Source organism: Paraburkholderia sp. J69-1, assembly GCF_905220255.1.
In the GTDB taxonomy this organism is placed as follows: Bacteria; Pseudomonadota; Gammaproteobacteria; order Burkholderiales; family Burkholderiaceae; genus Paraburkholderia.
Genome location: NZ_CAJMZG010000003.1, coordinates 333,463 through 355,525, shown reverse-complemented (window position 1 = coordinate 355,525; position 22,063 = coordinate 333,463). Strand labels below are relative to the sequence as shown.

General features: G+C 63.8%; 22 protein-coding genes. 6 read left to right on the top strand and 16 right to left on the bottom strand.

Features of this window, described 5'->3' with window-relative positions; genetic code table 11:
• Positions 1–73 precede the first annotated feature (73 nt).
• Positions 74–1,087, bottom strand: coding sequence for a LysR family transcriptional regulator (locus U5A67_RS07280; RefSeq protein WP_321813536.1), 1,014 nt, complete (start codon positions 1,085–1,087; stop codon positions 74–76).
• A gap of 145 nt (positions 1,088–1,232) precedes the next feature.
• Between U5A67_RS07280 and U5A67_RS07275 the strand changes: the two genes are divergently transcribed.
• Entirely contained in the window at positions 1,233–3,065 is a 1,833-nt protein-coding gene (locus U5A67_RS07275) for a sulfatase-like hydrolase/transferase (RefSeq protein WP_321813535.1), read from the top strand.
• A gap of 3 nt (positions 3,066–3,068) precedes the next feature.
• Here the strand turns inward: U5A67_RS07275 and U5A67_RS07270 are convergent, their stop codons facing one another.
• Entirely contained in the window at positions 3,069–3,632 is a 564-nt protein-coding gene (locus U5A67_RS07270; RefSeq protein ID WP_321813534.1) for a GNAT family N-acetyltransferase, read from the bottom strand.
• Between the two features lie 192 nt (positions 3,633–3,824).
• Between U5A67_RS07270 and U5A67_RS07265 the strand changes: the two genes are divergently transcribed.
• Positions 3,825–4,475, top strand: coding sequence for a LysE family translocator (locus U5A67_RS07265; protein WP_205982941.1), 651 nt, complete (start codon positions 3,825–3,827; stop codon positions 4,473–4,475).
• Here U5A67_RS07265 and U5A67_RS07260 read toward each other — a convergent pair.
• Both U5A67_RS07260 and U5A67_RS07255 read right to left on the bottom strand, forming a co-directional pair.
• A complete protein-coding gene (locus U5A67_RS07260) occupies positions 4,465–5,298 on the bottom strand; it encodes an AraC family transcriptional regulator (RefSeq protein WP_321813533.1) in 834 nt (277 codons plus the stop codon). The two genes, U5A67_RS07265 and U5A67_RS07260, sit on opposite strands and share 11 nt — an antisense overlap.
• 54 nt (positions 5,299–5,352) lie before the next feature.
• Positions 5,353–5,685 (bottom strand): DUF2322 family protein, encoded by a 333-nt coding sequence (locus U5A67_RS07255; protein WP_205982939.1) that lies wholly within the window; start codon positions 5,683–5,685, stop codon positions 5,353–5,355.
• A 104-nt stretch (positions 5,686–5,789) separates the two neighbouring features.
• Here U5A67_RS07255 and U5A67_RS07250 point away from each other — a divergent pair, with 104 nt between their 5' ends.
• The 3 genes from U5A67_RS07250 to U5A67_RS07240 all read left to right on the top strand — a co-directional run bounded on the left by U5A67_RS07250 (position 5,790) and on the right by U5A67_RS07240 (position 8,864).
• On the top strand, positions 5,790–6,704 hold the full coding sequence (locus tag U5A67_RS07250) for a LysR family transcriptional regulator (RefSeq protein WP_321813532.1): 915 nt from the start codon (positions 5,790–5,792) through the stop codon (positions 6,702–6,704).
• Between the two features lie 100 nt (positions 6,705–6,804).
• Positions 6,805–7,815, top strand: a complete 1,011-nt coding sequence (locus U5A67_RS07245) for an NAD(P)-binding domain-containing protein (protein WP_321813531.1) — start codon at positions 6,805–6,807, stop codon at positions 7,813–7,815.
• A gap of 29 nt (positions 7,816–7,844) precedes the next feature.
• Positions 7,845–8,864: a dihydrodipicolinate synthase family protein gene (locus U5A67_RS07240; RefSeq protein ID WP_321813530.1), complete on the top strand. Its 1,020-nt coding sequence runs from the start codon at positions 7,845–7,847 to the stop codon at positions 8,862–8,864.
• Between the two features lie 64 nt (positions 8,865–8,928).
• Here the strand turns inward: U5A67_RS07240 and U5A67_RS07235 are convergent, their stop codons facing one another.
• The 12 genes from U5A67_RS07235 to U5A67_RS07180 all read right to left on the bottom strand — a co-directional run bounded on the left by U5A67_RS07235 (position 8,929) and on the right by U5A67_RS07180 (position 20,965).
• Positions 8,929–9,681, bottom strand: a complete 753-nt coding sequence (locus U5A67_RS07235) for an SDR family oxidoreductase (protein ID WP_321813529.1) — start codon at positions 9,679–9,681, stop codon at positions 8,929–8,931.
• Between the two features lie 28 nt (positions 9,682–9,709).
• Entirely contained in the window at positions 9,710–10,843 is a 1,134-nt protein-coding gene (locus tag U5A67_RS07230; protein WP_321813528.1) for an FAD-dependent oxidoreductase, read from the bottom strand.
• Positions 10,844–10,899: 56 nt separating this feature from the next.
• A complete protein-coding gene (locus U5A67_RS07225) occupies positions 10,900–12,063 on the bottom strand; it encodes an alpha/beta hydrolase family protein (protein WP_321813527.1) in 1,164 nt (387 codons plus the stop codon).
• A 12-nt stretch (positions 12,064–12,075) separates the two neighbouring features.
• On the bottom strand, positions 12,076–12,441 hold the full coding sequence (locus U5A67_RS07220; protein ID WP_321813526.1) for a Rieske (2Fe-2S) protein: 366 nt from the start codon (positions 12,439–12,441) through the stop codon (positions 12,076–12,078).
• On the bottom strand, positions 12,438–13,370 hold the full coding sequence (locus U5A67_RS07215) for a VOC family protein (RefSeq protein ID WP_321813525.1): 933 nt from the start codon (positions 13,368–13,370) through the stop codon (positions 12,438–12,440). The genes U5A67_RS07220 and U5A67_RS07215 overlap by 4 nt, the downstream gene beginning before the upstream one ends.
• 68 nt (positions 13,371–13,438) lie before the next feature.
• The gene (locus U5A67_RS07210) at positions 13,439–14,383 is read right to left on the bottom strand and encodes an NAD-dependent epimerase/dehydratase family protein (protein WP_321813524.1); all 945 of its coding nucleotides are present in this window, start codon (positions 14,381–14,383) and stop codon (positions 13,439–13,441) included.
• Positions 14,380–16,263, bottom strand: a complete 1,884-nt coding sequence (locus tag U5A67_RS07205) for an NAD(P)/FAD-dependent oxidoreductase (protein WP_321813523.1) — start codon at positions 16,261–16,263, stop codon at positions 14,380–14,382. The genes U5A67_RS07210 and U5A67_RS07205 overlap by 4 nt, the downstream gene beginning before the upstream one ends.
• The gene (locus tag U5A67_RS07200; protein WP_321813522.1) at positions 16,260–17,276 is read right to left on the bottom strand and encodes a fumarylacetoacetate hydrolase family protein; all 1,017 of its coding nucleotides are present in this window, start codon (positions 17,274–17,276) and stop codon (positions 16,260–16,262) included. The genes U5A67_RS07205 and U5A67_RS07200 overlap by 4 nt, the downstream gene beginning before the upstream one ends.
• Before the next feature lie 47 nt (positions 17,277–17,323).
• Complete coding sequence (locus U5A67_RS07195; protein ID WP_321813521.1) at positions 17,324–18,094, bottom strand: SDR family oxidoreductase; 771 nt, start codon at positions 18,092–18,094, stop codon at positions 17,324–17,326.
• Between the two features lie 18 nt (positions 18,095–18,112).
• A complete protein-coding gene (gene hisD, locus U5A67_RS07190; RefSeq protein WP_321813520.1) occupies positions 18,113–19,396 on the bottom strand; it encodes a histidinol dehydrogenase in 1,284 nt (427 codons plus the stop codon).
• A gap of 39 nt (positions 19,397–19,435) precedes the next feature.
• Entirely contained in the window at positions 19,436–20,479 is a 1,044-nt protein-coding gene (locus U5A67_RS07185; protein ID WP_321813519.1) for an SMP-30/gluconolactonase/LRE family protein, read from the bottom strand.
• A 24-nt stretch (positions 20,480–20,503) separates the two neighbouring features.
• Positions 20,504–20,965: a VOC family protein gene (locus U5A67_RS07180; RefSeq protein WP_321813518.1), complete on the bottom strand. Its 462-nt coding sequence runs from the start codon at positions 20,963–20,965 to the stop codon at positions 20,504–20,506.
• Between the two features lie 154 nt (positions 20,966–21,119).
• Between U5A67_RS07180 and U5A67_RS07175 the strand changes: the two genes are divergently transcribed.
• Positions 21,120–22,061: a LysR substrate-binding domain-containing protein gene (locus U5A67_RS07175; RefSeq protein ID WP_321813517.1), complete on the top strand. Its 942-nt coding sequence runs from the start codon at positions 21,120–21,122 to the stop codon at positions 22,059–22,061.
• The last annotated feature ends 2 nt before the right edge of the window (positions 22,062–22,063 follow it).

Genomic DNA, 22,063 nt, shown 5'->3' with positions numbered 1-22,063 from the left:
TTTTTAATGTATTTTTCTGGGAATTTGGGTTTATCGACTGCGTTTATGCGAACTGGCGGTCCCGCGGCCCGCTTTATGCCGATGACTGCTGCTCGCGCGCCGCGTGGCGCAAGGCTTCCAGCACGGTGGCGACGGCCGCGCTGCGCGGCTCGTGACTCAACGCGCCGACGGCGGGCGCAATCGTCGTGAGTTTGAGCGGCAGCGTGCGCAATTCGCGCATGGCGTCGCTGCGGGCCGCGCGCGTGGCCGAGGTCACGAACAGGCAGGGCATGCGCTGCGCCACGGCGCGATTGGTGTGATGCGAGGCCGATTCCATGAGGATTTGCGGCATGGCGTGGCCCGCGCGCGCGAATTCGGCTTCCAGAGCGGTGCGCATCGGCGAGCCCAGCGGCGGCGCGATCCACGGGAACGCGGTCGTATCGGCCCAGCTGATGCGCGTGCGCCGGTGCAGCGGATGCCGATGACCCGCCACGACCACCACCTCGTCGCGCAGCAGTTCGTCCGCGCGCAGGCCCGAGGCCAGCGCGGTCGCTTCCAGGCGGCACACCAGCAGATCGAGTTCGCGGCGCTGCGCGTGCGGCAGCAGGCGATCGAGCGTATCGACGCGCACGTTGAGCTGGATCGGCGTGTCGTGCTCGCGCAGCCACGCGAGCACGCTGGGCAGGAACTGCTCGTCCATATTCGGCAGCAGGCCGATGGTGAGCGGCTGGCCCAGACCGTGGCGCAGTGCTTCGAAAGCGGGTTCGATCTCGCGCAGATCGTTGAGGATGCGTGCGATGCAGTCGAGCATCGCCTCGCCGTAAAGCGTGGGTTCGACGCGCCGCGAGGTGCGCTCGAACAGCTTGAGGCCGAGCGATTCTTCGAGCTCGCGCAGCCACTTGGACAGCGCGGGCTGCGAGATCGACGCGGTTTCGGCCGTGCGCGCGAAGCTGCGAAAGCGGCCCAGCCATTCGAGCGTTTCGAGGTCGCGCAGACGCAAACGGCGCAGTGCAACCGGCAGGGCGGCCAGGCGCGCGGCGTCATGCGCGGCGCGTGGACTGGCAGACGGCTTGGTCGCAGTATTGGCAGCAGCTTTTGCAGCACTCATGACAGGGCGATTCCATTCATATATCCACAGTTATGGATTATGCGGAATCTTTCATCGAATCTCACGCCGATCCGCGAATAATAAAAGGCCCGCGAACAAGGGCGTGCGCGCAACGACGACACGCCCACCATGAAGGAGACAGCCGATGAAGGACCGTACCAACGACGGACGCCGCAACTTTCTCAAGGCCGCCGGCGCGGCAGTGGCGACAGCGGGTGTGAGCGCCGCCGCGCCAGCGGTCGCTACGGCGGCCGAGCCGCCGCGCACTGCGGGCACGCCCGCGGAAGGCGTGCCGGCGTTCCGCCAGGCCGCCGCCGCGCCGGGCGAGGCGCCCGCGGGCTACAACATCCTCTTCATCCTCACCGATCAGGAGCGCCACTTCGACGCCTGGCCGTTCCCGGTGCCGGGCCGCTCGGCGCTGCGCCGCGACGGCATCACCTTCGGCAATCACCAGATCGCCTCGTGCGTGTGCTCGCCCTCGCGCTCGACCATCTACACGGGGCAGCACACGCAGCACACCGGCGTGCTCGATAACGCGGGCGTGCCCTGGCAGCCCGATATGTCGCCGGACATTCGCACGGTCGGCGACATGATGCGCGACGCCGGTTACTACGCGGCCTATCTGGGCAAATGGCATCTGAGCTCGAAGCTGCACGAAACGGCCAGCCCTTACACCGCGCCCGTGGCCGACTACAACCACACGATCAAGGAATACGGCTTCGACGATTATTTCGGCGTGGGCGATCTGATCGGCATGGTGCGCGGCGGCTATAACTACGACGGCATCACGACCGAATCGGCCGTGAGCTGGATGCGCAATCACGCGCCGCGCCTCGCGAAAGAAAACAAGCCGTGGTTTCTCGCGGTCAACCTCGTGAACCCGCATGACGTGATGTTCGTGAATACCGATCCTGCGGGCTCGAACCTGCAGGACGCGAACAAGCCGATGCTCGGCAACGCGCATCCGCCCGAAGATGCGCTCTATCAGCAGAAGTGGGATCGCGTGCCGCTGGCGGCGTCGCGTCATCAGCCTTACGACGAGCCGGGCCGCCCGCCTGCGCACGGCATGTTCAATGCGGCGCACGCGAATCTGGTCGGCCGTTATCCGTTCACCGACGAACGGATTCGTGTCTATCAGGACAACTACTTTAACTGCCTGCGCGACTGCGATACGCATGTCGTGCGTCTGCTGCAATCGCTGCAGTCGCTCGGTCTGGATGAGCGCACGATCGTCGTGATGACCGCCGATCACGGCGATCACGTGGGCGCGCATCAACTCGTGGGCAAGGGCGCGACGGCGTATCAGCCGCAGAATCATGTGCCGTTCGTGATTCGCCATCCCGCTTATCCGGGCGGCAAGCAATGCAATGCGCTGACTTCGCATATCGACGTCGCGCCGACCTTGCTTGGCCTCACGGGTCTCGACGACGCGCGCCGCGCGAGCATCGGCGGGCCTGCGCTCAAGGGTAAAAACCTCGTGCCCTGGCTGGCCGCGCCCGAGAAAGCGCAGACCAATAGCGTGCGCGATACGGCGCTCTTCAACTACGCGATGCTGCTCTATTACGACAGCGAATGGATGCTCAAGGAACTGGGCACGCTGCGCGAAAAAGGCGTACCCGAAGACGAATTGCGCCGCCGCGCGCTGGCGCAGCAGCCTGACTTCCGTTTGCGCGGCACCATACGCAGCGTATTCGACGGGCGTTATCGATTCACGCGTTACTTCTCGCCGCTGCAATTCAATACGCCGACGTCGATGGAAACGCTGTTCGTGCAGAACGACGTCGAGCTATACGACGTGGCGAGCGATCCTGGCGAGATGCGCAATCTGGCCGTGGACCGCAAGCGCAACGGCGAATTGTTGCTGGCGATGAACGACAAGCTGAACAACGCCATCGCCAATGAAGTCGGCGACGATAACCCCGACGTCATGCCGATTCGCGACGGCAAAGTGCAGGTGCAGGTGCGCGGCTTCCACTAAGGCTCAAACTGTCGAGGCTTGAAGCGGGCGGCGCGCGGGATCGAGTTGCTTGTAATAGAACGTGGTTGCGCAGAACTGGCCGTCGGGCATGAGTGCGTAGTCCGGCACCGTGCCCGCGCGCTGCCAGCCCGCGCGCGCGTAAAGCCGCTCGGCGTCGCCGCCCGTGACCGTGTCGAGCACCAGCACGGTTTTGCCTGCCTGTTGCGCGTGGGCGTCGACGGCATGCATCAGACGCGCCCCGATGCCTTTTTTACGGGCTTCCTGCAAGACCAGCATCTTCGCGACATCGGCGCGATGCGGCTGATTTTCGGGCTGCGCCGTGACGATCTGTACCGTGCCGACGATGCGGCGTTGCGCGTCTTCTGCGACGAGCAGAATGCGTTCGTTCGCGGCCACGCCATCGGCGACGTGCTGCCAGAACGTGAGCGCGGTCTCGCGCGCGAGCGGCGCCATGAAGCTCACCGAAGCGCCGCCTTCGACGCAATCGATCAGCACATCGGCGAGCGCGGGGATGCTGGCGGCCGCTTCGTTTGCATCGAGCCGGCGCACTTCGATATCGCTAGGCATGCTGTACTCCGTTATGGGTGTTGGGGCGCGCGGCGTTTCGCGTCGCGCAGGCGTTGAGCGGGTGCGGCGTGGATATCCACGGCCAAGTGTAGCCCTTGGTTGGTTGCAGACAAATTTCCCCAGCAATTTCTTCCAATACTTCGCAGACGGCCTGCTGCATGATCGGGACTTTGCTCGCGCCTTTCTTACGCAATGAACCCCGCAACCAACGGCTTTCTGCTTTCGCTTTCGCTGTGCCTCGACATCGGCATCGCCAACATCGCCATGATGAATCTCGCCATGCAGCGCGGTTACTGGAATGGCTTCTGGCTGGGGCTGGGATCGTGTATCGGCGATCTGATCTACGCTGTGCTCGCGCTCGCCGGCATGACCGCCTTGCTGCAATTTCCCGGCGTGCGATGGTGCATGTGGCTGGGCGGAACAGTCGTGCTGGCGGTGCTGGCGTTCAAGATGATCCGCTCGGCATTGGCTTCGGTGCGTTCGAATAGCGTAGAACAACCATCCGAATCGCATGGCACGCCGCTTCAGCAGTTCGCCAAAGGCGTGCTGCTCGCGCTTTCATCGCCTTCCGCGATCGTCTGGTTCGCGGCGGTGGGCGGTTCGCTGATCGCGCAATCGGGCGTGCACGGCTGGCAGGCCACCAGCAGCTTTCTGGGCGGCTTTTTCGCGGCGGGCGTGGCGTGGACTGTCGCGGTGTGCTTCGCGGCACGTCAGGGCGGCAAGCGCTTCGGCGCGCGCGGGTTGTCGTTCTGCTATTTCGCGTCGGCGGCGCTGTTTGCGTTCTTCGCGTTTCAGGTGGTGACGTCGGGTTACCGCACGCTGATTCTGGGCGTCATGCCTTAGCAAATCGCAACGGGCTCACGCCCAGGGCCTTGCGGAACGCGTTGATAAAGTGGCTTTGATCGTAGAAGCCCAGCGCGAATGCCACATCGGCAATCGTTGCGCCCGCACGCAATCGATGTCGCGCTTCGATCAGGCGCAACTGCATATGATATTTGCCCGGCGACATGCCGAAGGCATCCTTGAACGCGCGTATGAGATGAAACTTGCTGACGTCGGCGACGCTGGCGAGTTCGTCGAGTTTGACCGGCGCGTCGAGCCGCTCGCGCATGAACGCCTGCACATTGTCGAGGCGCGTTGCGCTTAGCCGCGCGTCGCCCGCATGCGGCGTATGCGTATGGCCGTTGGCGAGCAAAGCCGCAACCAGTTCGGTCAGCGCGGTGTCGTATTCGAGCGTATCGGGCTTGGTGTTGCCGTCGTCGTGCAGCGAACGCGCGGCGAGATAGACATCGACGATATGCCGATGCAGCGCTTCATCGTCGAAAACGCCCTGAGTCACTTCCTGCGCAGACTCACGCGATACCCAGCCATTCGCATGGGCGATATCGGCCAGAAGCTGCGTTTCCAGGTACAACGAAATAAATTCGGTCGTGCCCGCGGTGCGATCGTATTCCGATGCCTGAATCGCAAACGGGTTGTAAACGGTTGACGTGCCTGCGGGCGAGCAGAACGTTTTGCCGTCGAGCCAGACATCCTCGCTGCCGGACAGCGTGGCGCTGATCACATATTCGGCGTGCGTGTGACGCGGGAAGGCGGCCGCGCCCGAGGCGCGGATACGCGCGACTTCCAGCGCGCCGCTACGGTAGAACTCCGTCGTGTCCAGCATGATGGCGATGTAAAAACGGCCGCAGAATGTGCGGCCGCTTTGAAGCGCGAATCGTCAGGCGGCGGCGATCACGTCGATACGCAGCGCCTCGCCGCCGGCTGCGATTTCCAGCAGACGATCGACGTTCGGGTGTGCGCCCGGACGGTTGCGCGCGTCGGCGGTGTGCTCCGCGAACACGGCCAGACCGTGTTCGGCGGCCTTCGCGTCGAGCGAGCCGAAAGCCTGCTTCAGGTAGTGATAAACAGCCAGCGAGCCTTGCTTGCCCGGCTTGTTTTCGATCGTCGACACCACGGTGCCCTGGCCGTCGACCAGATCGATACGCTCGATGCCGTCGATTGCGGGGAGTTGCGCGAGGTTGTCCTTGAATACGGTGCCCGGTTGAATCATTGCAGTGAATAAGTCGAAGAGAGAACGAATGCAAAAGTATAGTCGATTGCTTCGAACCCACTCATACTTGGGGTTTTCTTTCGCGCGGGACGGATGAGGCAATCATGGCGGCGACGACGCTCAGTATTCTCGATGCGCGCTGGTCGGTGTTTCTCTGCGTGGCGTCCACGGGCAGTCTGAGCCGCGCGGCTGGCGCGCTCGATATGCCGCAATCGATGGTGAGCCGCAATATCGCCCAACTGGAGGAACAATGCGGCCAGCGCCTGTTCCGGCGCACGGGGCGCGGCGTCGTGCTGACCGAATTCGGTGCGCAGACCTTGCCGCGTGTGGCGCAGTTGACGGCCGATGCGGCCGCGCTCGCCGACGATATCCGCAGCGCTCAGGGACAGCCCGCCGGCGAAGTGCGCGTGGGCCTGTTGCCGAGCGCGGTGAAGCGATACGCGGGGCCGCTCTTTGCGGCGGCGCGCGAGCAGTTTCCCGGCGTGCGCCTGCATCTGAGCGAGGGCGCGAGCGCGCAACTCGAAGAACATCTGCGCGAAGGGCGGCTCGATATGGCGCTCGTGCTGCGCGAAGGCGCGGAGGAAGTGCGCGACGCGCAGGTGCTCGCGCGCGTGCCTTTGCATCTGGTGGGGCGCAAGAGCGAGCCGCTGCTCGATGCGCCGAGCGTCCCGCTCGCGCATCTCGCGGGTTTGCCGCTCGTGCTGCCAAGCCGCCCGCACCGGCTGCGTGCGCGCCTCGACCGCCTGGCCGCCGACCATGCGCTCGCGCTGAACGTGGCCGTGGAAGCGGATTCCGTCGATCTGCAATACGCGCTGTGCGCGGCGGGCGGCGGCTTCGCGATCGCCTCGGTGCTGCCGGGGCAACTGGGCGAGGCGCTGGCCTCCGCCTGCATCGTCGATCCTGCGCTCGAGCGCTTCGTGGTGCTGGCCGAATCGCCGCAGCGGCCCGCCACGCGCGCCACCCAGGCGGTGCGCAGACTGATCGTGAGCGTGGCCGGAAGCCTCGACGGCGCGGCCTGAATCCATCGATTTCAGGCATAGCTGCTTTCGATCCAGCGGCCTGCCTCGCGTCGCGCCCGATCCCTATAGTGGGCTGGTCATTCACTCCGATACCAGCGCCATGCACGATTCCGCCACGGCTCTCCCAGCCGCTTCCACCCTGTTTCTAGGCGATGCCGATGTCGCCACGCTCGCCGACTGGCCCACGGCCGTAGCGGCGCTCGCGCGCGCTTACGGCTCGCCGGTCGCGCCCGCCGCCGTGCCGCCGCGCAGCATGGCGCGCGGCGACGGCATCTGGCTGCGCAGCCTCACGGCCGTCTCCAGTTCCGGCCGCCATATGGGCTGCAAGCTCATCGCCGCGAATACGCGCGCGCGGCTCGCCAGCTACCTCATTGCCTTGTTCGATCGCGACACGATGGCGCTCAGCGCGCTGATCGACGGCAATCGCGTGACGGGCCTGCGCACTGCCGCGACGGCCGCGCTCGCGGTCGATCTGCTGGCGCCGGCGCGGCCGCTGCGTGTGGCCGTGATCGGCTCGGGATTCGAGGCGCGCGGCGCGCTTGACTGCCTGCTTGCCGTGCGCGCGGTGCAGTCGGCGCGTGTATTCAGTCCGACGCCCGCGAGCCGCGAGCGCTTCGCGGCTTCGTTCGCGACGCGCGTGGAGATCGCCGCCGCCGAGTCCGCGCAAGCCGCCGTGCGCGACGCCGATGTGGTGCTCTGCGCCGCGCGCAGCCGCGACGAAACGCCCGTGCTCAACGGCGCCTGGCTGGCGGCGGGCGCAACGGTGGTGTCGCTGGGATCGACCTTGCCGGAGCAACGCGAAGTGGACGAAACCACGCTCGCGCGTGCGGCCTGCATCGTCGCCGATGTGCCCGACGAAGTCGCGCACGACACCGGCGACGGCATCGCGGCGGCGCGCGCGGGCATCGACATCTCGACGAAGCTTGCGCCGCTGTCGGTACTTGCGGCGGGCAGCTTGAACGCGCGCCGCGAGGCGGGCGACATCGTGCTTTACAAATCGGTTGGATCGGCGCTGCAGGACGTGGTGATCGCCGAAATGATCTACGCGCGGGCGCTCGAAGCCGGCGCGGGTATTGCCTTGCCGACCAGCATCGCGCCGGTGGCGAAATAATCGCTTCAATTCACATCAGGAGACACACGATGGCGGTTTATCAAAAGCACGAAGCGCGTGAGTGGGCGCGCGAGCATCTCACGGGCTGTTCGGCGGTAACCATTCCCAGTTATAGCGCCGATCTGAAACGTCTGAACGAACACGGCATTCGCCACGATATCGAACGCACCATCGAACTGGGCTACCGCTATACGCTGTTGTGCAGCGAGGTGGCAATCAGCCCCGAAGAAAACGCGCAATTTACGGCGTGGGCGCGCGAAACGGCGGGTTCGCGACTCGGGCTGTTCTTTCATGCGGCATTCGGCACGCTGGCCGAGAACATCGAAGCCGCGCAACTCGCGGAAAAAGCGGGCGCGGATATCGTGCTGCTTTCCTATCCGTCGCAATTCTGGCCGACTTCGGAACAGGAGATTTTCGATTACACGAAAGCGTTCTGCGATGCGACGAATCTCGCCGTGATGTTGTTTCCGATTCCGCTTTGGGGCTTCGAGCGCGTGCATCCGGCGGGGATGTCCGTTGCACTCGTGAAGCAGATCCTGGAGGCGTGCCCGAATATCGCTGCGATCAAGGCGGAGCAGGGTTTTCCGTTACCGGCGGGATTGTGCGAAATGTATCACCACTTTCGTGATGACGTAGTAATTAGTTGTCCGATTGAAGGTGATGCGATTCCGCTAATGAGTTTGATGGATCTGCAATTCTCGGGCACGAGCAATACGGCGTGGATGAGCGATTACTATCCGAACGCGTTCGAACTGGCGCGCGCGGGCCGCTGGGACGAAGCGATGGCGCTCTACTGGAAAGTCAATCCGGCGCGCTCGGCCAATGGTGCGGCAGCGCAATCCTATGCGGGCGGGACGGGCGTGCTCAATCGTACGATGTGGAAGTATCAGGATTGGCTTGCGGGCTTCAACGGCGGCCCGTTGCGTGGTCCGGCGATGCGCGTGCCGGACCGGTTCATGAAGTCGCTGCGCCAGGGTCTCACGGCTTCCGGTTTGCCGGTCACGTCAGATGCGGATGCCGATTTCATGATCGGGCGTCATCCTTGCTGATCGAAGCAGTCTGAATGCAGTGAAGCGACGCCTGTTTCCAAGGCGTCGTTTCCATGGCATCGGATTAGAAACCAAAACCGCCGCCATCGACATTCATTACCTGACCGGTGTAGAACCGTGCATCGTCGGAAACGAGAAAGGCCAGCGCGCCGGTGAGATCGTCCGGTTCTTCCGTGCGCGGAATGAATTGACGCGCGCGCACGGCATCGAAGGCTTCGGGCGGCAGGTTCGCCGCGCTGCCGGGGTGGCGCGTCAGGCCAGGCGAGATCGCGTTGACGGTCACGCCATGCGTGCCCAGTTCCGAAGCCAGCGCGCGCGTCAGGCCGATCACCGCCATCTTGCTGCTCGCGTAAGCGCTCATGCCGGGCGGCGGTCCCCACACGGTACTGGAAGCGAGATTGACGATGCGCCCCCAGCCACGCTCGATCATGCCCACGGAAAACGCCTGCGCGAGCAGGAAGGGCGCATCCACATTGACGGTCATGATCTGCCGCCACAGCGCCGCGCTGATATTCGCGAGCGGCGCCATCGGCATGAAGGCCGCGTTGTTGACGAGGACATCCACGCGGCCGGTCGCGTCGATTACGCGCTTCGTGAAGTGCGCAATGTCGTCGGGTTCGCCCAGATCGCAGGGCAGGGCGGTAGCGCGCCCGCCCGCCGAATCGATGCGTGTAGCCAGCGCATCGCAGGGTGCGCGATCGGTCAGCACGAGCGTGTGGCCGCTGGCGGCCAGGCGCAGCGCGAAGGCCTCGCCCAGGCCGCCTGCCGCCCCGGTGACGACCGCGACGCGGCCGTTGTTCGCGGAGAAATCGGTCATGTCGAATTCCATCGATTCAAGTTGCGGTTCAGATCGGATCGCGCAGCGCCTGCAACGCGGTAAACATGATGCGTGTGTGTTCGTCGCGCGAGCCGCCCGTCTGTTCGATCTCGCCCAGACGCCCCGACGACGACACCACCAGCCGCGCGCGATCGTAATGACGGCCCGCATAGGCCAGCAGCGCGCCTTCGAGCGAGTGACGCCGCGCCAGTTCCGCCGCGAGCACGAGCGCGCCTTCCACGGCGATGCCCGCGCCCGAAGCCAGATGTGGCGTGGTGGCGTGCACGGCGTCGCCGAGCAGCACGACGCGCCCGCGATGCCACGGACCGTCGATCATATGCCCCATCAGCGGCCGGTACAAAACGCGGTGATCTTCGAGCGAGCCGTCGAGCAGCCCTTCGCGCAGCGAGGCGAGCGGCCCGTCGAATTCTTCGAGCAGTTCGGCAAGCATCTGCGGCCATTTGTCGGGCGTGATGAAATCCATGCCTTCGCGCTTGTCGAGCACGAACAGATAGCACTGCGTCGCGCTGATCGGGTTCATGCCGGCCTTGGTGGTCTTGCCCATGTAGATCGTCGAATTCTCGCGCTCGCGCGGCACCACGGCGCGCCACGATCCCTGGCCGGTAAAGCGCGGGCCCGCGAAATCGGGCTTCACGTGACGGCGCACGACGGAGTTCACGCCGTCCGCGCCGATCACCAGATCGTAGCGCGTGCGACTGCCATCGGTGAACACGACCTCCACGCCGTCCGCGTCCTGCGTGAGCGTTTCGAAGCTTACGCCCAGGCGCACATTCGTGCCTGCACGGCGCGTGGCTTCGGCGAGGATCGCGGCCAGCGCGCTGCGCATGATGCCCGCGGCGCCCGGCAGATCTTCCGCGCCCAGCGCCGGCGCGATCGGCACGGTGGCCGTGAGCTGGCCGCTGGCGTCGCAGATGTCGACGTTGCGCCACGAGCCGCCAATGCGCAGCACGTCGTCGAGTACGCCAATTTCGCGCAGCGCGCGCAGCGTCGGCCCGCTGATGGTGATGCCCGCGCCGTCGGGCGCCCATTGGGGATTGAGTTCGACGAGATCGACGTCAATGCCTTGGCGACGCAGCATGAGCGCCGCGCACATGCCGCCGATGCCGCCACCGACGATCAGGACCTTGTTGACGAGTGCCATGGTGTCTCTCTGTTTTAATCGTTGCGTTCTGGCTTGTTGGTATGTGTGCGCCGCGCTCAGACGAGCGTGCCGCCCAGTTGCTGCGCGAGCCAGTCCGCGATGCGGTTGCCGGCATTGAGCGGATTGTCGAGCGAGCTATGTTCGACGCCGCCTTCGCGCGCCGTGAAGATAAACAAATCTTTCTTCGGACTATTAATCAGTTGTTCGAAGGTTTCGTGCGCGTACTTGAGCGGAATCTGACGATCGTTTTCGCCGTGCGTGACGAGAAACGGTACGCGGATGCGATCGAGCACGCCGTTCAGATGCATGTTTTCGGCCTTGGCGAAAAACTCATTCTGATCTTTCGCGCCGAAGACCCATTGCACATGCTTCCAGTAGTGCGGCACGGGATTTTCGCCTTCGCGATTCAGGCGGGCCTGCTGCACCGCGCGCCAGTCGTGATTCGCGCCCCAGACCGCGCCGCACGCGAAACGCGGCTCGAAGGCGACTGCGCGCGGGCAGTAATAACCGCCCAGCGAAACCCCCAGCGCGCCGATGCGCTTCGCGTCCACATCCGCGTGCTGTTCGAGCCAGTCGATAATCGGCGCAGCCCAGACTTCGGTGTTGTGGACTGCAGGCAATGCCTGCAGACGCAGCGCTTCGCCCGTGCCCGGTTGATCGACGAACAATGCGGAAACGCCGCGCCGCGCGAACATCGTGCCCATCACGCTCTTTTGCAGCATTTCCTTGGTCGAATCGAGACCGTTCATGACGACGACGATCGGCGCACGCTGGCCGGGTTGCAGGCCTTCCGCCCGCACATAAAGCGCGGCGAGATGCGTATTGCCATACGGGATTTCCACGCGTACGCAATTCTCGCGTCCGAGCGTGCGGCCGAGTTCGAATTGTTCGAGCGAGCGGCGATAGATCGCCAGGCGCGCTTCGAAGCCATGTGCCTGCATGCGTTCGGCCACGCCGTAATAAAGACCAGCGCGCGAATATTTCTCGCCTGCAGAGAGTTGATGGCCTTGCGCGAGATCTTCATGGGCGAGTGCGGAAAGCTGGTCCGCGCCGGCCTTCCATGCTTCATAGAATGCAACCGTGCCGGGATCGTCGCCGGCCGTCGCGGCGTCGCGCAGCGGCGCGCACATCGCATCGACTTCGCCGATATTGCCGCCGTGCGTGAGCGCGATCATCGTCGAAAGGCTCCACACGTAATTGGTGGGGAAGTACTGGAACATGGTGATTTCCGTTTAAATGTCGAAGACCGAGGGCAGGTCGGCGGCGATCCACACTTCGCCGTTGACGACGCGCGCGGGTACTTTTACGAGTGATTTGCCGGTGCAAGGGCCTGCGAAGCACAGACCCGTGCGGATATCGAAATGCGCCGAATGCGCGTAGCAGACGATGTGCTGGCCGTCGCCGGAGAGAAAGCGGTCCTGGCGATATTCCATGGGCCGATGTTCGTGCGGGCAGTCGTTGAGCCAGACAAACACTTCATCGCCCTGACGCACCACACACAGACGATCGTCGAAGCCTTCACGCAGCAGGCCGCGCGAGCTGCCGTCGGGCAGGTCGTCGAGCTTGCAGAGCAGGCGTTCTTCGGCAGGCTCACTCATTCGCCGGGCGCCCATTTGTTGCGGGCGTCGAACAGGAAAATCTGCGAGTTGTCCGAGCCCGGATCGACGGCGCGCGGCGTCCAGCTCGCGTCGTGCAGATCCATATCCGCATCGAATTCGATGGTCGCGCCGAACGGGCTGTTGAAGTACCAGAAGAAGTTGCTGCCCAGAATATGGCGGCCGGGGCCCCAGAAACTCTTGTAGCCTTTCTTCACGAAGTTCCAGCCGTGCTGGAGCACTTCGGCAGGCGAGCCCAGATGGAAGGTGAAGTGATTGCAGCCGATCATGTGATCGTTCTGGCTCTCGATCATGAAGAGCGTATGGTGATCGTTCGTGCCCGCAGGGCGCATGAACGGCCCGAGATGATTGAATCTATCCGTGACGATAAAGCCCAGGCGCGCATAGAACGCTTCGGCTTTCTTCACGTCTTCGACAAAATAGACCACGTGCGAGAGCGTGCGCGGCTTGATGACTTCATCGGGGTTCGCGGCGCAGTCGTTGGGCGCGCGGCCCGGTGCCTGGCCGGGCACGTTGAAGCCCAGGTAACGCGCTTCGTACGCGCGGCGCTTCGTGACCACGAACGCCACGCCGAAGCCCGCATCGTCGATGCAGTGCACGGTGCCGTCCGCGTCCACCTGCACGTCGCGTTCCGCTTCCAGATGCGTGCGGATCGTGGCGAGCGTATCCGCGTTGTCGACGCCGTAGACCGTTTCGCGCAGGCTTGGCGTGGCCGCCTTGGGCGGCAGCGGCGGCAGGCGCGGGTCATCGGCGGGACGCATCACGAGGCCGGTTCCGTCGAGCGCGCTGAATACGCCGCCATGTACGGGATCGTATTCGACTTCGCTCAGGCCGTAGTCGTGCAGGTACTGGCGCGCACCTGCCATGTCGTCGATACCGAAGACGAGATATTCGAGTCCAACAATCTGCATGATAAGGAATCCTTTTCGTTTGTCGCGCGCCGCAGACCGTTGCTGCGGTGACGATGCCGTGTGTTCGTTTATTGCGCCATGGCGCGCGTGATCAATTGTTCGATGCTGCCGTCGTGATGCAGGCCCAGCTTTTCCGCTTCAGGCGTCAGAAGCGGCGGATAGGTGGCGAACAGGCGCTCGATAAACGGATCGGGCGCGTAGCTCACGAGCGCCTTGCGCTCCGCACCAAAGCGCGCGGCCAATGCATCGACCACTTCGGCGATGGTCAGGCGCAGCACGGGCATCTGATAGCTGCGGCGCGCGTTGAAACGCTCGGCATCGACGGTTGCTGCATGCAGCAGGTTATCCACGCATGCGCCCACGGAGATCCACCATGCGACGCCTTCGGGCGAGACCGGCACTGTGAGCGTTTCGTTGGCGGCCAGCTTCCAGAACAGCTGGCTCATGAACGCCGACATCAAACCCGCGCCGTCGCCCGGCCGCGCGACCACACCCGGCAGGCGCAACGAGCAGCCCTGTACCCAGCCGAGGCGCGTGGCGTCGGCGACCAGCGCTTCACCCATCAGCTTGTGTGCGCCGTAGCTGAGCGCGGGCGCGGGCAGCGTGGTTTCGTCGACGATATCGGGCAGCTTTTCGCCGTACACGGCGACTGTGCTCGCAAACACGAAGCGCGGCGCGCGGGCCTGATCGCGCAGGTCTTCGAGCAGGCCGAGCGTGGCGTCCAGATTGATGGAGCGGCCGAGCGCGTAATCACGCTCCGCTGCGCCGCCGGGAATGCTGGCGAGATGGAACACGGCATCGACAGGCGATGAATACGCTTGCGCACGCACGCTGGCATCGGCGATGCTGCCTGCAAGCTGCACGACGCGTGAGTCTGCGTGAGGCGCATCGAAGGCGATATCGAGCAGCGTCAGTTTCGAAACGGCGCGTGCGCCCAGACCTTCGGCCAGCAGGCGTTTGACGAGCGCGCGGCCCACGAAACCCTGCGCGCCAGTGACGACGATATGGCTCATTGCGTGCCTCCCTTGCGGAACGGCAGCGTGGCGAGAAACGCCAGCCGCGAAGCGCCCAGCATTTTCAGGCCCGCACGTGCGGACGATGCATCGAGGCGGGCTTCCATCGGCATCGTGCCGAAGCTCTTGCCCTTGATGACGAGTTCGTCGCCCACGCGCTCCAGCGATTCTACGTGCATGAGTTCTTCATCGGCGGGGCCGCGCAGCACCATGCCGGTTTTTTTCACTGCGTGACCACTCGCACCGTTCACGCCATTCGCCGTAGCCGGCACGCCGCTGTCCTGTCGCGCGCCCTTTGCGACGCTGCTGAAATCCATGCCCAACTGCTCGAACATCTTGATCGCGGTAGCGCGGCCCGCACCATATACGCCGCCGCCCGGATGCTGGAACGGCCCGGCCAGATAAAGCCGATCGACGCCCGGCACGGTGAATTGGCCGAGGTCCGGCGTGGGCCGATGCCCCGCGCTTTGATAGAAGTACGGCGCCACGCCATGCAGATCGCCGCGCATCATGCTGTTCGGGCTGGAGCGTTCGAGATCGACCGGACTCACGATGCTGCGCGCGACGATGTTCTCGCTCGTGAGATTCGAAACGAACTTGCGATAGTGCTGCAAAGAGAGATCGCCGATCTCTTCCTTGAATTCGTCCCAGTGACGATCCGACCAGCGCTTGTCCTTCACGCTATACGGCGCGAACGTAATGCCATGGAACATGCCTTTGCCAGCGGGCACACGGGTTTTATCGCCGATGCTCTCATCGCCGCCCGCACACAGACGGCGCTCGGTAATCAGGCCGCGTTTGAGATCGTCGAAATCGGCGAGCATGTCATCGAGTTTATCGGTCGCCATGAATTCGAGCATGGTGGCGTAGCCGACTTCGTCGCCCGCGTAATAGCGCGCGTTTTCCTTGAGATCGTAATGGCTCACCATGATCGAGAAGGGCGCGAGCGTGGCGCGTTCCGCATGCTTGAGCACGGGCTCGGGCACGCCTTCCACGAAGCGGCGAATCACATGCGGATGCAGCGCGCCAATTACCGCGTCTTTCGCGAGAATGGTTTCGCCGCTCGTGAGTTGCACGCCGCTCGCGCGTCCCGCACTCGTGATGATCTTCGCGACTTCGGCATTGCAGCGCACTTCGCCGCCATACGATTCGATACAGCGAATCAGCGATTCCGTAAGTTTGCCGCTGCCGCCGATGGGCTGCGAAACGCCGTAGGTATGAATGATGCCGGGCATCAGCAATACGCCCATGCCGGTGCCGAGTTCATTGGGCGCCTGAAGGTTTTCGCTCACGAGGCGCAGCAAATGAATCTTGATCTTGTCGCTTTCATAGAGTTGATTGACGAGATCGAGGCAATCGCGATTCATATAATCGAGCATCAACCGGCCTTCGTCGCTGCGGTCGAGCATGGCGACGAGTTCGCCCAACGGTGGCGGCGGTGAATACAAGCCTGGCATGAACATCTGCAGGACCTGCTGGCTCATTTTCACGAATTCGCGGTACGTGTCGGCATCTTTCTGCGAGACCTTCGCGAAGCACTCGCAGGTCTTGTCGATGTCCTTGTACGTGTAGAGCACCGATTGATCGGGGAAAATCGTCGCGTGCGGCACCGGCGAATAGTGATATTTCAGACCATGTTCCGAAAGCAGGCCCAGTTCGTCCTGGCGCAACATTGGATTGCCCTGAATCATGATGTGCACGCTCGAATGCTCGTCGTGCCAATAGCCTGGCGTATTGAGTTCGCGGGTGCTCACGCCGCCACCTGCCCAGGCCTTGCGCTCCAGCACCAGCACTTTCTTGCCCGCCTTCGCGAGATATGCCGCGGCCACAAGACCATTGTGACCCGCGCCCATCGCGACGATGTCGTATTGCCCGCTCATGCGTCCACTCCTGCTGCTGCCGGTTGATTCCTATACGCCGCCTGCACGAAGCGATGATCGATCGCGCCAAATACCGATTGCCCGTCGCGGCCCTTCATTTCAAAGCGCAAACGCTCGCCGAATTGCAGCCAGGGCGTGCGCGATTCGCCGTGTTCCAGCGTTTCGATGGCGCGCTGTTCCGCGAGGCAGACGGAACCGGTCTCGCGATAATTCTCATTCGAAAACGTGCCGGAGCCGAGCAGCATGCCGGCGCGCAGATTGCGGTTATAGGCGATATAGGCAATGAGTTCGTCAAAGCCAAAACTCATTTCACGGCCATTGGGCGCGCCGAATCGTTCGCCATTGCGGGAGACTTCCAGGTCGAGTTGCACGCGGCCATCGCGCCATGCGTCGCCGAGTTCGTCCGGCGTGACGGCAACCGGCGCGAATGCCGTGGCGGGCTTCGCGAGAATAAAGCCAAAACCCATGCCGAGTTCGCGAAAGAGATGCTTGCGCATACTCACGTCGTTAAAGAGCACGACAAGGCGCACGTGGTCGAGCGCATCGGCGGCACGCGTGCCCATCGGCACATCGCCGAGAATCACGCCGACTTCGCCTTCGAAATCGCCATTGTCGGCTTCGTCGGGGAAGGGGTAATCGGCGTGCGGGCCCACGAAATCATCGGCTTGACGCTGGATCAAAACCGGAATCGACGGGTCCGACTTCTTTTCCGGGTGATAGGCCTGCGTCATGATGCGGCCGTGATTGAGAAACGCCGATGCGTCGATGAACTGATGCGTGCGCGGCAGCGGCGCGGTGCAGGCGTGTGCGTCGAAGTCGAAGGCTTCGGCGACGGTGCCGGCGTTGAGCGCCGTGTAGCGCGCCTGCAAGGCGGGCTCGGCGTGCGACCAGTCGTCGAGCGCGGCGCGCAGCGTCGACGCAATCGAGGTGGCGCGAACCGCGCGGCGCAGATCGCGCGAGACGACGATCAGCGCGCCATCCGGGTGACCGCTATTGAGCGACGCGAGTTTCATGGGTCTGTCTCCTTCGATGTCTTTTATGGGTTTGGCGGTTTTGCGGCTTAGCGCAGCGGGCGGCCGCCGTCCACGGGCAGCACGCATCCCGTTGAAAAATGCAGATCGCGCGCGGCCACGAGTACCGCCTGTGCAATCTCGCGCGGATCGGCGAGGCGACCGAGCGGCGTGCGCGCGGCCTGTTCGTCGCGCCAGGCGGTGTCCATCGACTTCACGAATTCGGTGTCGACGAGTCCCGGCGAAACAGACAGCACGCGAATACGCGGCGCGAGTGCGCGCGCCAGCGACTTCGTGAGATTGTCGAGCGCGGCTTTCGACGCGCAGTAAATCACGTTGCTGCCCATGGCCGTTTGCGCCGCAATCGACGAGATATTGATGACGACCGCGCCGCCTGCCAGCGTGCTCTTTTCGAGCAGCGGGCGCAGCGCCCGCACCATGGCGAACGGGCCGCGCACGTTGGTGGCGAGCACATCGTCGATGAGTGCGTCGCTCATGCCGTCGAGATCGTCGTGCGCCACGAAGCGCGTCGTGCCTGCGCAGTTCACGAGGACGTCGCAGCGGCCGTAGTGCGTGGCCACATTGTCGGCCAGACGCGCGAGCGCGGCGCTATCGGTCACGGGCGCGGCAAAGGCGCGATGTCCCGCGCCATCGAGTTTCGCAACGAGCGACTGCGCCGCTTCGGCCGAACTGCGATAACCGGCGACAACCGCGCAACCGGCCTGCGCGAGCGTGTGGCAGATCTGCTCGCCAAGGCCGCCCGTCGCGCCGGTGACGAGCGCGACCGGGCGCTCGCCGGTGGGGGTGGTGAACTTCGTCATGGTGGCTTGCATCGCGGCTTATTGCGTTTTGCCCAGGCGGCGCACGCGAATATCGGCCTGTTCCTTGTGGCCCGAGAAATGTTCGAGCGCACAAAGACGCGAGCAGACTTCGCCGATTTTCACCGACGCTTCATCGGTAAGAATGCGCTGGTAGCTGTGCGTCTTGATGAATTTGCCGACCCACAGGCCGCCGGTATAGCGGCCCGCGCCCATCGTCGGCAGCGTGTGATTGGTGCCGATCACCTTGTCGCCATACGACACGTTGGTGCGATGGCCGAGGAACAGCGCGCCGTAGTTCGTCATGCGTTGCAGGAACCAGTCGGGGTCGCGCGTCATCACCTGCACGTGCTCGGAACACAGACGCTCGGCTTCCTGGAGCATTTCTTCGTCGGTATCGCAGAGAATGACTTCGCCGTAATCGCGCCACGCGACGCTCGCCACCGGCGCGGTATCCAGACGCGCAAGCACGGCTTCGATGGCAGCAGGCAATTCAGCGGCAATTGTCTTGCTCGTGGTGATGCAGTACGCGGGCGAAGTGGGGCCGTGTTCGGCCTGACCGAGCAGGTCGACGGCAACGAGTTCGGCATCCACGGTGTCGTCGCAGATCACCATCGTTTCGGTCGGGCCCGCGAACAGGTCGATACCCACGCGGCCGTAAAGCTGGCGCTTTGCTTCGGCCACGAACGCATTGCCGGGACCGACGATCATGTCTACGGGCGCGATGTGTTCGGTGCCCAGCGCCATCGCAGCCACGCCTTGCACGCCGCCCATCACGTAGATTTCATCCGCGCCCGCGAGTGCCATGGCCGCGATGATTTCCGGCGAGGGCTTGCCGTCGAACGGCGGGGCGCAGGCAATCACGCGCTTGACGCCCGCGACTTTCGCGGTCAGCACACTCATATGCGCGGAGGCCAGCAGCGGATATTTGCCGCCCGGAATGTAGCAGCCCACCGAATTCACCGGAATATTCTTGTGGCCGAGCACGACGCCCGGCAGCGTTTCCACTTCCACATCGCGCAGCGAAAGCAATTGAATCTGTGCAAAGCGGCGAATCTGCGCCTGGGCGAATTTAATATCTTCGATGGCCTGCGGCGAGAGCGCGTCGATGCACGCCTGAATCTCTTCCTGCGAGAGGCGGAAGTGCTGCGGATTCCATTTATCGAAACGTTCGGAATACTCACGAACTGCGCTTTCGCCGCGCGCCTCGATATCGGCGATGATCTTCTCGACCGTCATGCGCACCTGCGCGTTGTTGTCGGCTTTTGCCTGGGCCGTCTGGCCTTTCTTGAGATATTCGATCATGTCTTGGCTACCCGTAAAAAGAAGTGAGAGGCGATAGGGTTACGACGCGTTCGCGGCGCTGCGGTGCCAGTGTGCGAGCGGCAGGCCTGCGACCGGCGAGCGGAAACTCGCGAGCGTGGTGCCGCCCAGACTACCCAGATAGACGGTGCGCAGATCGGGGCCGCCGAAGGTGAGGCTGGCCATCATCGGCGCGAGCGTGCCGCGGCAGGCGCCCATCAGTTCGGGCGTGGTGGTGCCGTTGCGATAGTGTTCTTCGTAGTGCGCGAAGGCTTCGGGATTGCCGTCGTCGAGCAGCGTGAGGATTTCGCCCTCGGGCGTGAGCGCGATCAGTTTTTCATTGAGGATCAGCGTGATCCACAGATTGCCGTGCGCGTCGAAGGCGAAGCCGTCGGGAAAGCCGCCCAGATCGGGCGGGCCGTAAATCTCGCGATCCGTGAGCGAGCCGTCGTCCTGCACACGCAGGCGCGAAATGCGGCGCGCATTGGTTTCCACCACATAAAGCCATTCTTCGTTGGCATCGAGCCGGATTTCATTCGTACCGACAAAGCCATCGGCCACGATGCGAATGCCGTGCTCGTCGATCAGACCGACATAACCATCGGCGGTCTTTTCGTTGATCGAGCGCGTCCACGGCACCTGGCGCGTGGTGACGGTGAACCAGATGCGTCCGCGCGTATCGATCAAGACGAAATTCGTCTTGCCGAGCGGCGCGCCGTCGATGCGGTCGTAAAGCGTGCGCGAGGCGCCGTCGCGCGTCATCAGTTCGATGGCGTCAGTGCCGAAGTTCGCGATCACGATATTGCCGTCGCGATCGAAGGCGAGGCCATTCGGCAGCGTGCCGCCCATGACGAGTTGCTGCGCATCGCCGGAATCCGGCGTGTTCGCTTCGGGAGTTTGTTGCGCGATCAACGTTTGTGCGCCGTCCGGTGCGATGCGCATCACGCCGCCGCGCGCGTCGGCGGTCCAGAGCGTGCCGTCGGGTTCGGCCAGAATGCATTCGGGGCGCAGCAGGTCGTGGCCGACCCGGCGAATGTCGTCACGGTTGACTTGCCAGCCGTGCAGCGGATTGTTCGAAGTCTTCATGAGAGCGTGAACGTGTAAGCAAGATTAAGTCAGCGATTCGGCGCGGTCGGCGGCGAACGGTTCGAGCAGTTCGATCAGATTGCCGCTGACGTCGCGAATAAAGGCGGTGGGATTGCCATCGACATGCAGTTCGAAGGCGATATCCGCGCCTGCTTCGCGCAAGGCGGCGACGGCGGCGGGCACGTCGGGCACTTCGAAACACATATGCTTGTTGCCGTGCGTGCGCAGATCGAGATTGGGCGTGCGGCGATCTTCGGGCAGCGCAGCCGCGCCCGGCACTTCGAAGATTTCGATGCGGTAATGTTCGCGGCGCACAAAGGCAATGCGCGCCGGAATCTTCTCGATATGAAGCTGCTGTTCAAGCGTGAAGCCAAGCATCTGGCCGTACCACGCCACGGCGGCGTCGAGGTCCGGCACGCTGATGCCGAAATGATGGGGTCGCAACGAAGGAAGCAGCGGCGGCTGCGGGCACGGCGCGGTCTGCATGCGGGTTGTCTCCGGCTTGTTGCCATGTCGCGTGTTGCGGCACGGCGATTCATTTATATGGACGTACTGTAGAGCGATTCATTTTTCGAAACCATCAATTCCTAGTGGAAACACGCATTGATGGGATCGGATGCTCACGGGATAGTGGCGCACCATGAGACTCGGTCACTTCGACATGAATCTGCTGGTCGCGCTCGATGCGCTGCTCGATACGCGCAGCGTGACGCGCGCCAGCGAGCGGCTGCATATCGGTGCCTCGGCCACCAGCAGCGCGCTCGGCCGTTTGCGCGAGTATTTCAACGATCCGCTGCTGATGCAGGTGGGGCGGCGCATGGAATTGACGCCGCTCGGCCGTAGCCTCGCGCAGCCGGTGCGCGAGATTCTGCTGCGCGTGCAATCGACAGTGGTGGCGCGGCTGGAATTCGACCCCGCCCAGGCGCGCCGCAATTTCGTGATTCGCGCCTCCGACTACCTCACTACCGTGCTGCTGATCGACGTGGTGCAGCGCCTCCAACGCGAGGCGCCCGGCATTACGCTGCACATCGCCAATATGGCCGACGATGTGCCCGACCGGCTCGATCGCGGCGAAGTCGATCTCGTGATTTACCCGAGTGTTTCGGTCAATCCGGGGCATCCCTCGCAGGCGTTATTCGAAGAGACTTATAGCTGTGTGGTGTGGGAAGGCAACACGCTGGTGGGCGATACGCTCACGGTCGAGCAATATGCCGAAATGGGCCACGTAGCGGCCACCTTCGGCGATAGCCGCAGCGCGAGTGTCGAAGGATTCATCATGGCAAGCCGCGGTATCTCGCGCAATATCGAAGTCACCACCACAAATTTCAGCACCTTGCCGCAACTGGTGATCGGCACGACGCGCATTGCGACGGTGCTCACGCGCCTCGCGACTATTTACGCGCATTTCCTGCCGCTGCGCGTTTTGCCCTTGCCGATCGATTTGCCGCCGCTGGTGGAAGTCATGCAATGGCACGCGATCAATGACGGCGATCCCGCGCATATGTGGATTCGCCGCGTTTTGCTGGAGCAGGCGCAGGCCAGCGCAGCCGCGCCGGGCGCGGCGTTGATCCAGCGCGCGTGATG

Excerpts from the sequence above, each read along its gene's own strand:
- U5A67_RS07235 (WP_321813529.1), bottom strand. The coding sequence starts at position 9,681 with ATGACCGATTTCTCCGCGAACAACGGCCGCGTCGCGGTCGTCACCGGG.
- U5A67_RS07225 (WP_321813527.1), bottom strand. The coding sequence starts at position 12,063 with ATGTTCCAGTACTTCCCCACCAATTACGTGTGGAGCCTTTCGACGATG.
- U5A67_RS07230 (WP_321813528.1), bottom strand. The coding sequence starts at position 10,843 with ATGGCACTCGTCAACAAGGTCCTGATCGTCGGTGGCGGCATCGGCGGC.
- U5A67_RS07180 (WP_321813518.1), bottom strand. The coding sequence starts at position 20,965 with ATGCAGACCGCGCCGTGCCCGCAGCCGCCGCTGCTTCCTTCGTTGCGA.
- U5A67_RS07250 (WP_321813532.1), top strand. The coding sequence starts at position 5,790 with ATGGCGGCGACGACGCTCAGTATTCTCGATGCGCGCTGGTCGGTGTTT.
- U5A67_RS07205 (WP_321813523.1), bottom strand. The coding sequence starts at position 16,263 with ATGAGCGGGCAATACGACATCGTCGCGATGGGCGCGGGTCACAATGGT.
- U5A67_RS07175 (WP_321813517.1), top strand. The coding sequence starts at position 21,120 with ATGAGACTCGGTCACTTCGACATGAATCTGCTGGTCGCGCTCGATGCG.
- U5A67_RS07195 (WP_321813521.1), bottom strand. The coding sequence starts at position 18,094 with ATGACGAAGTTCACCACCCCCACCGGCGAGCGCCCGGTCGCGCTCGTC.
- U5A67_RS07255 (WP_205982939.1), bottom strand. The coding sequence starts at position 5,685 with ATGATTCAACCGGGCACCGTATTCAAGGACAACCTCGCGCAACTCCCC.
- U5A67_RS07265 (WP_205982941.1), top strand. The coding sequence starts at position 3,825 with ATGAACCCCGCAACCAACGGCTTTCTGCTTTCGCTTTCGCTGTGCCTC.
- U5A67_RS07215 (WP_321813525.1), bottom strand. The coding sequence starts at position 13,370 with ATGCAGATTGTTGGACTCGAATATCTCGTCTTCGGTATCGACGACATG.
- U5A67_RS07185 (WP_321813519.1), bottom strand. The coding sequence starts at position 20,479 with ATGAAGACTTCGAACAATCCGCTGCACGGCTGGCAAGTCAACCGTGAC.
- hisD (WP_321813520.1), bottom strand. The coding sequence starts at position 19,396 with ATGATCGAATATCTCAAGAAAGGCCAGACGGCCCAGGCAAAAGCCGAC.
- U5A67_RS07275 (WP_321813535.1), top strand. The coding sequence starts at position 1,233 with ATGAAGGACCGTACCAACGACGGACGCCGCAACTTTCTCAAGGCCGCC.
- U5A67_RS07240 (WP_321813530.1), top strand. The coding sequence starts at position 7,845 with ATGGCGGTTTATCAAAAGCACGAAGCGCGTGAGTGGGCGCGCGAGCAT.
- U5A67_RS07210 (WP_321813524.1), bottom strand. The coding sequence starts at position 14,383 with ATGAGCCATATCGTCGTCACTGGCGCGCAGGGTTTCGTGGGCCGCGCG.
- U5A67_RS07260 (WP_321813533.1), bottom strand. The coding sequence starts at position 5,298 with ATGCTGGACACGACGGAGTTCTACCGTAGCGGCGCGCTGGAAGTCGCG.
- U5A67_RS07245 (WP_321813531.1), top strand. The coding sequence starts at position 6,805 with ATGCACGATTCCGCCACGGCTCTCCCAGCCGCTTCCACCCTGTTTCTA.
- U5A67_RS07280 (WP_321813536.1), bottom strand. The coding sequence starts at position 1,087 with ATGAGTGCTGCAAAAGCTGCTGCCAATACTGCGACCAAGCCGTCTGCC.
- U5A67_RS07220 (WP_321813526.1), bottom strand. The coding sequence starts at position 12,441 with ATGAGTGAGCCTGCCGAAGAACGCCTGCTCTGCAAGCTCGACGACCTG.
- U5A67_RS07200 (WP_321813522.1), bottom strand. The coding sequence starts at position 17,276 with ATGAAACTCGCGTCGCTCAATAGCGGTCACCCGGATGGCGCGCTGATC.
- U5A67_RS07270 (WP_321813534.1), bottom strand. The coding sequence starts at position 3,632 with ATGCCTAGCGATATCGAAGTGCGCCGGCTCGATGCAAACGAAGCGGCC.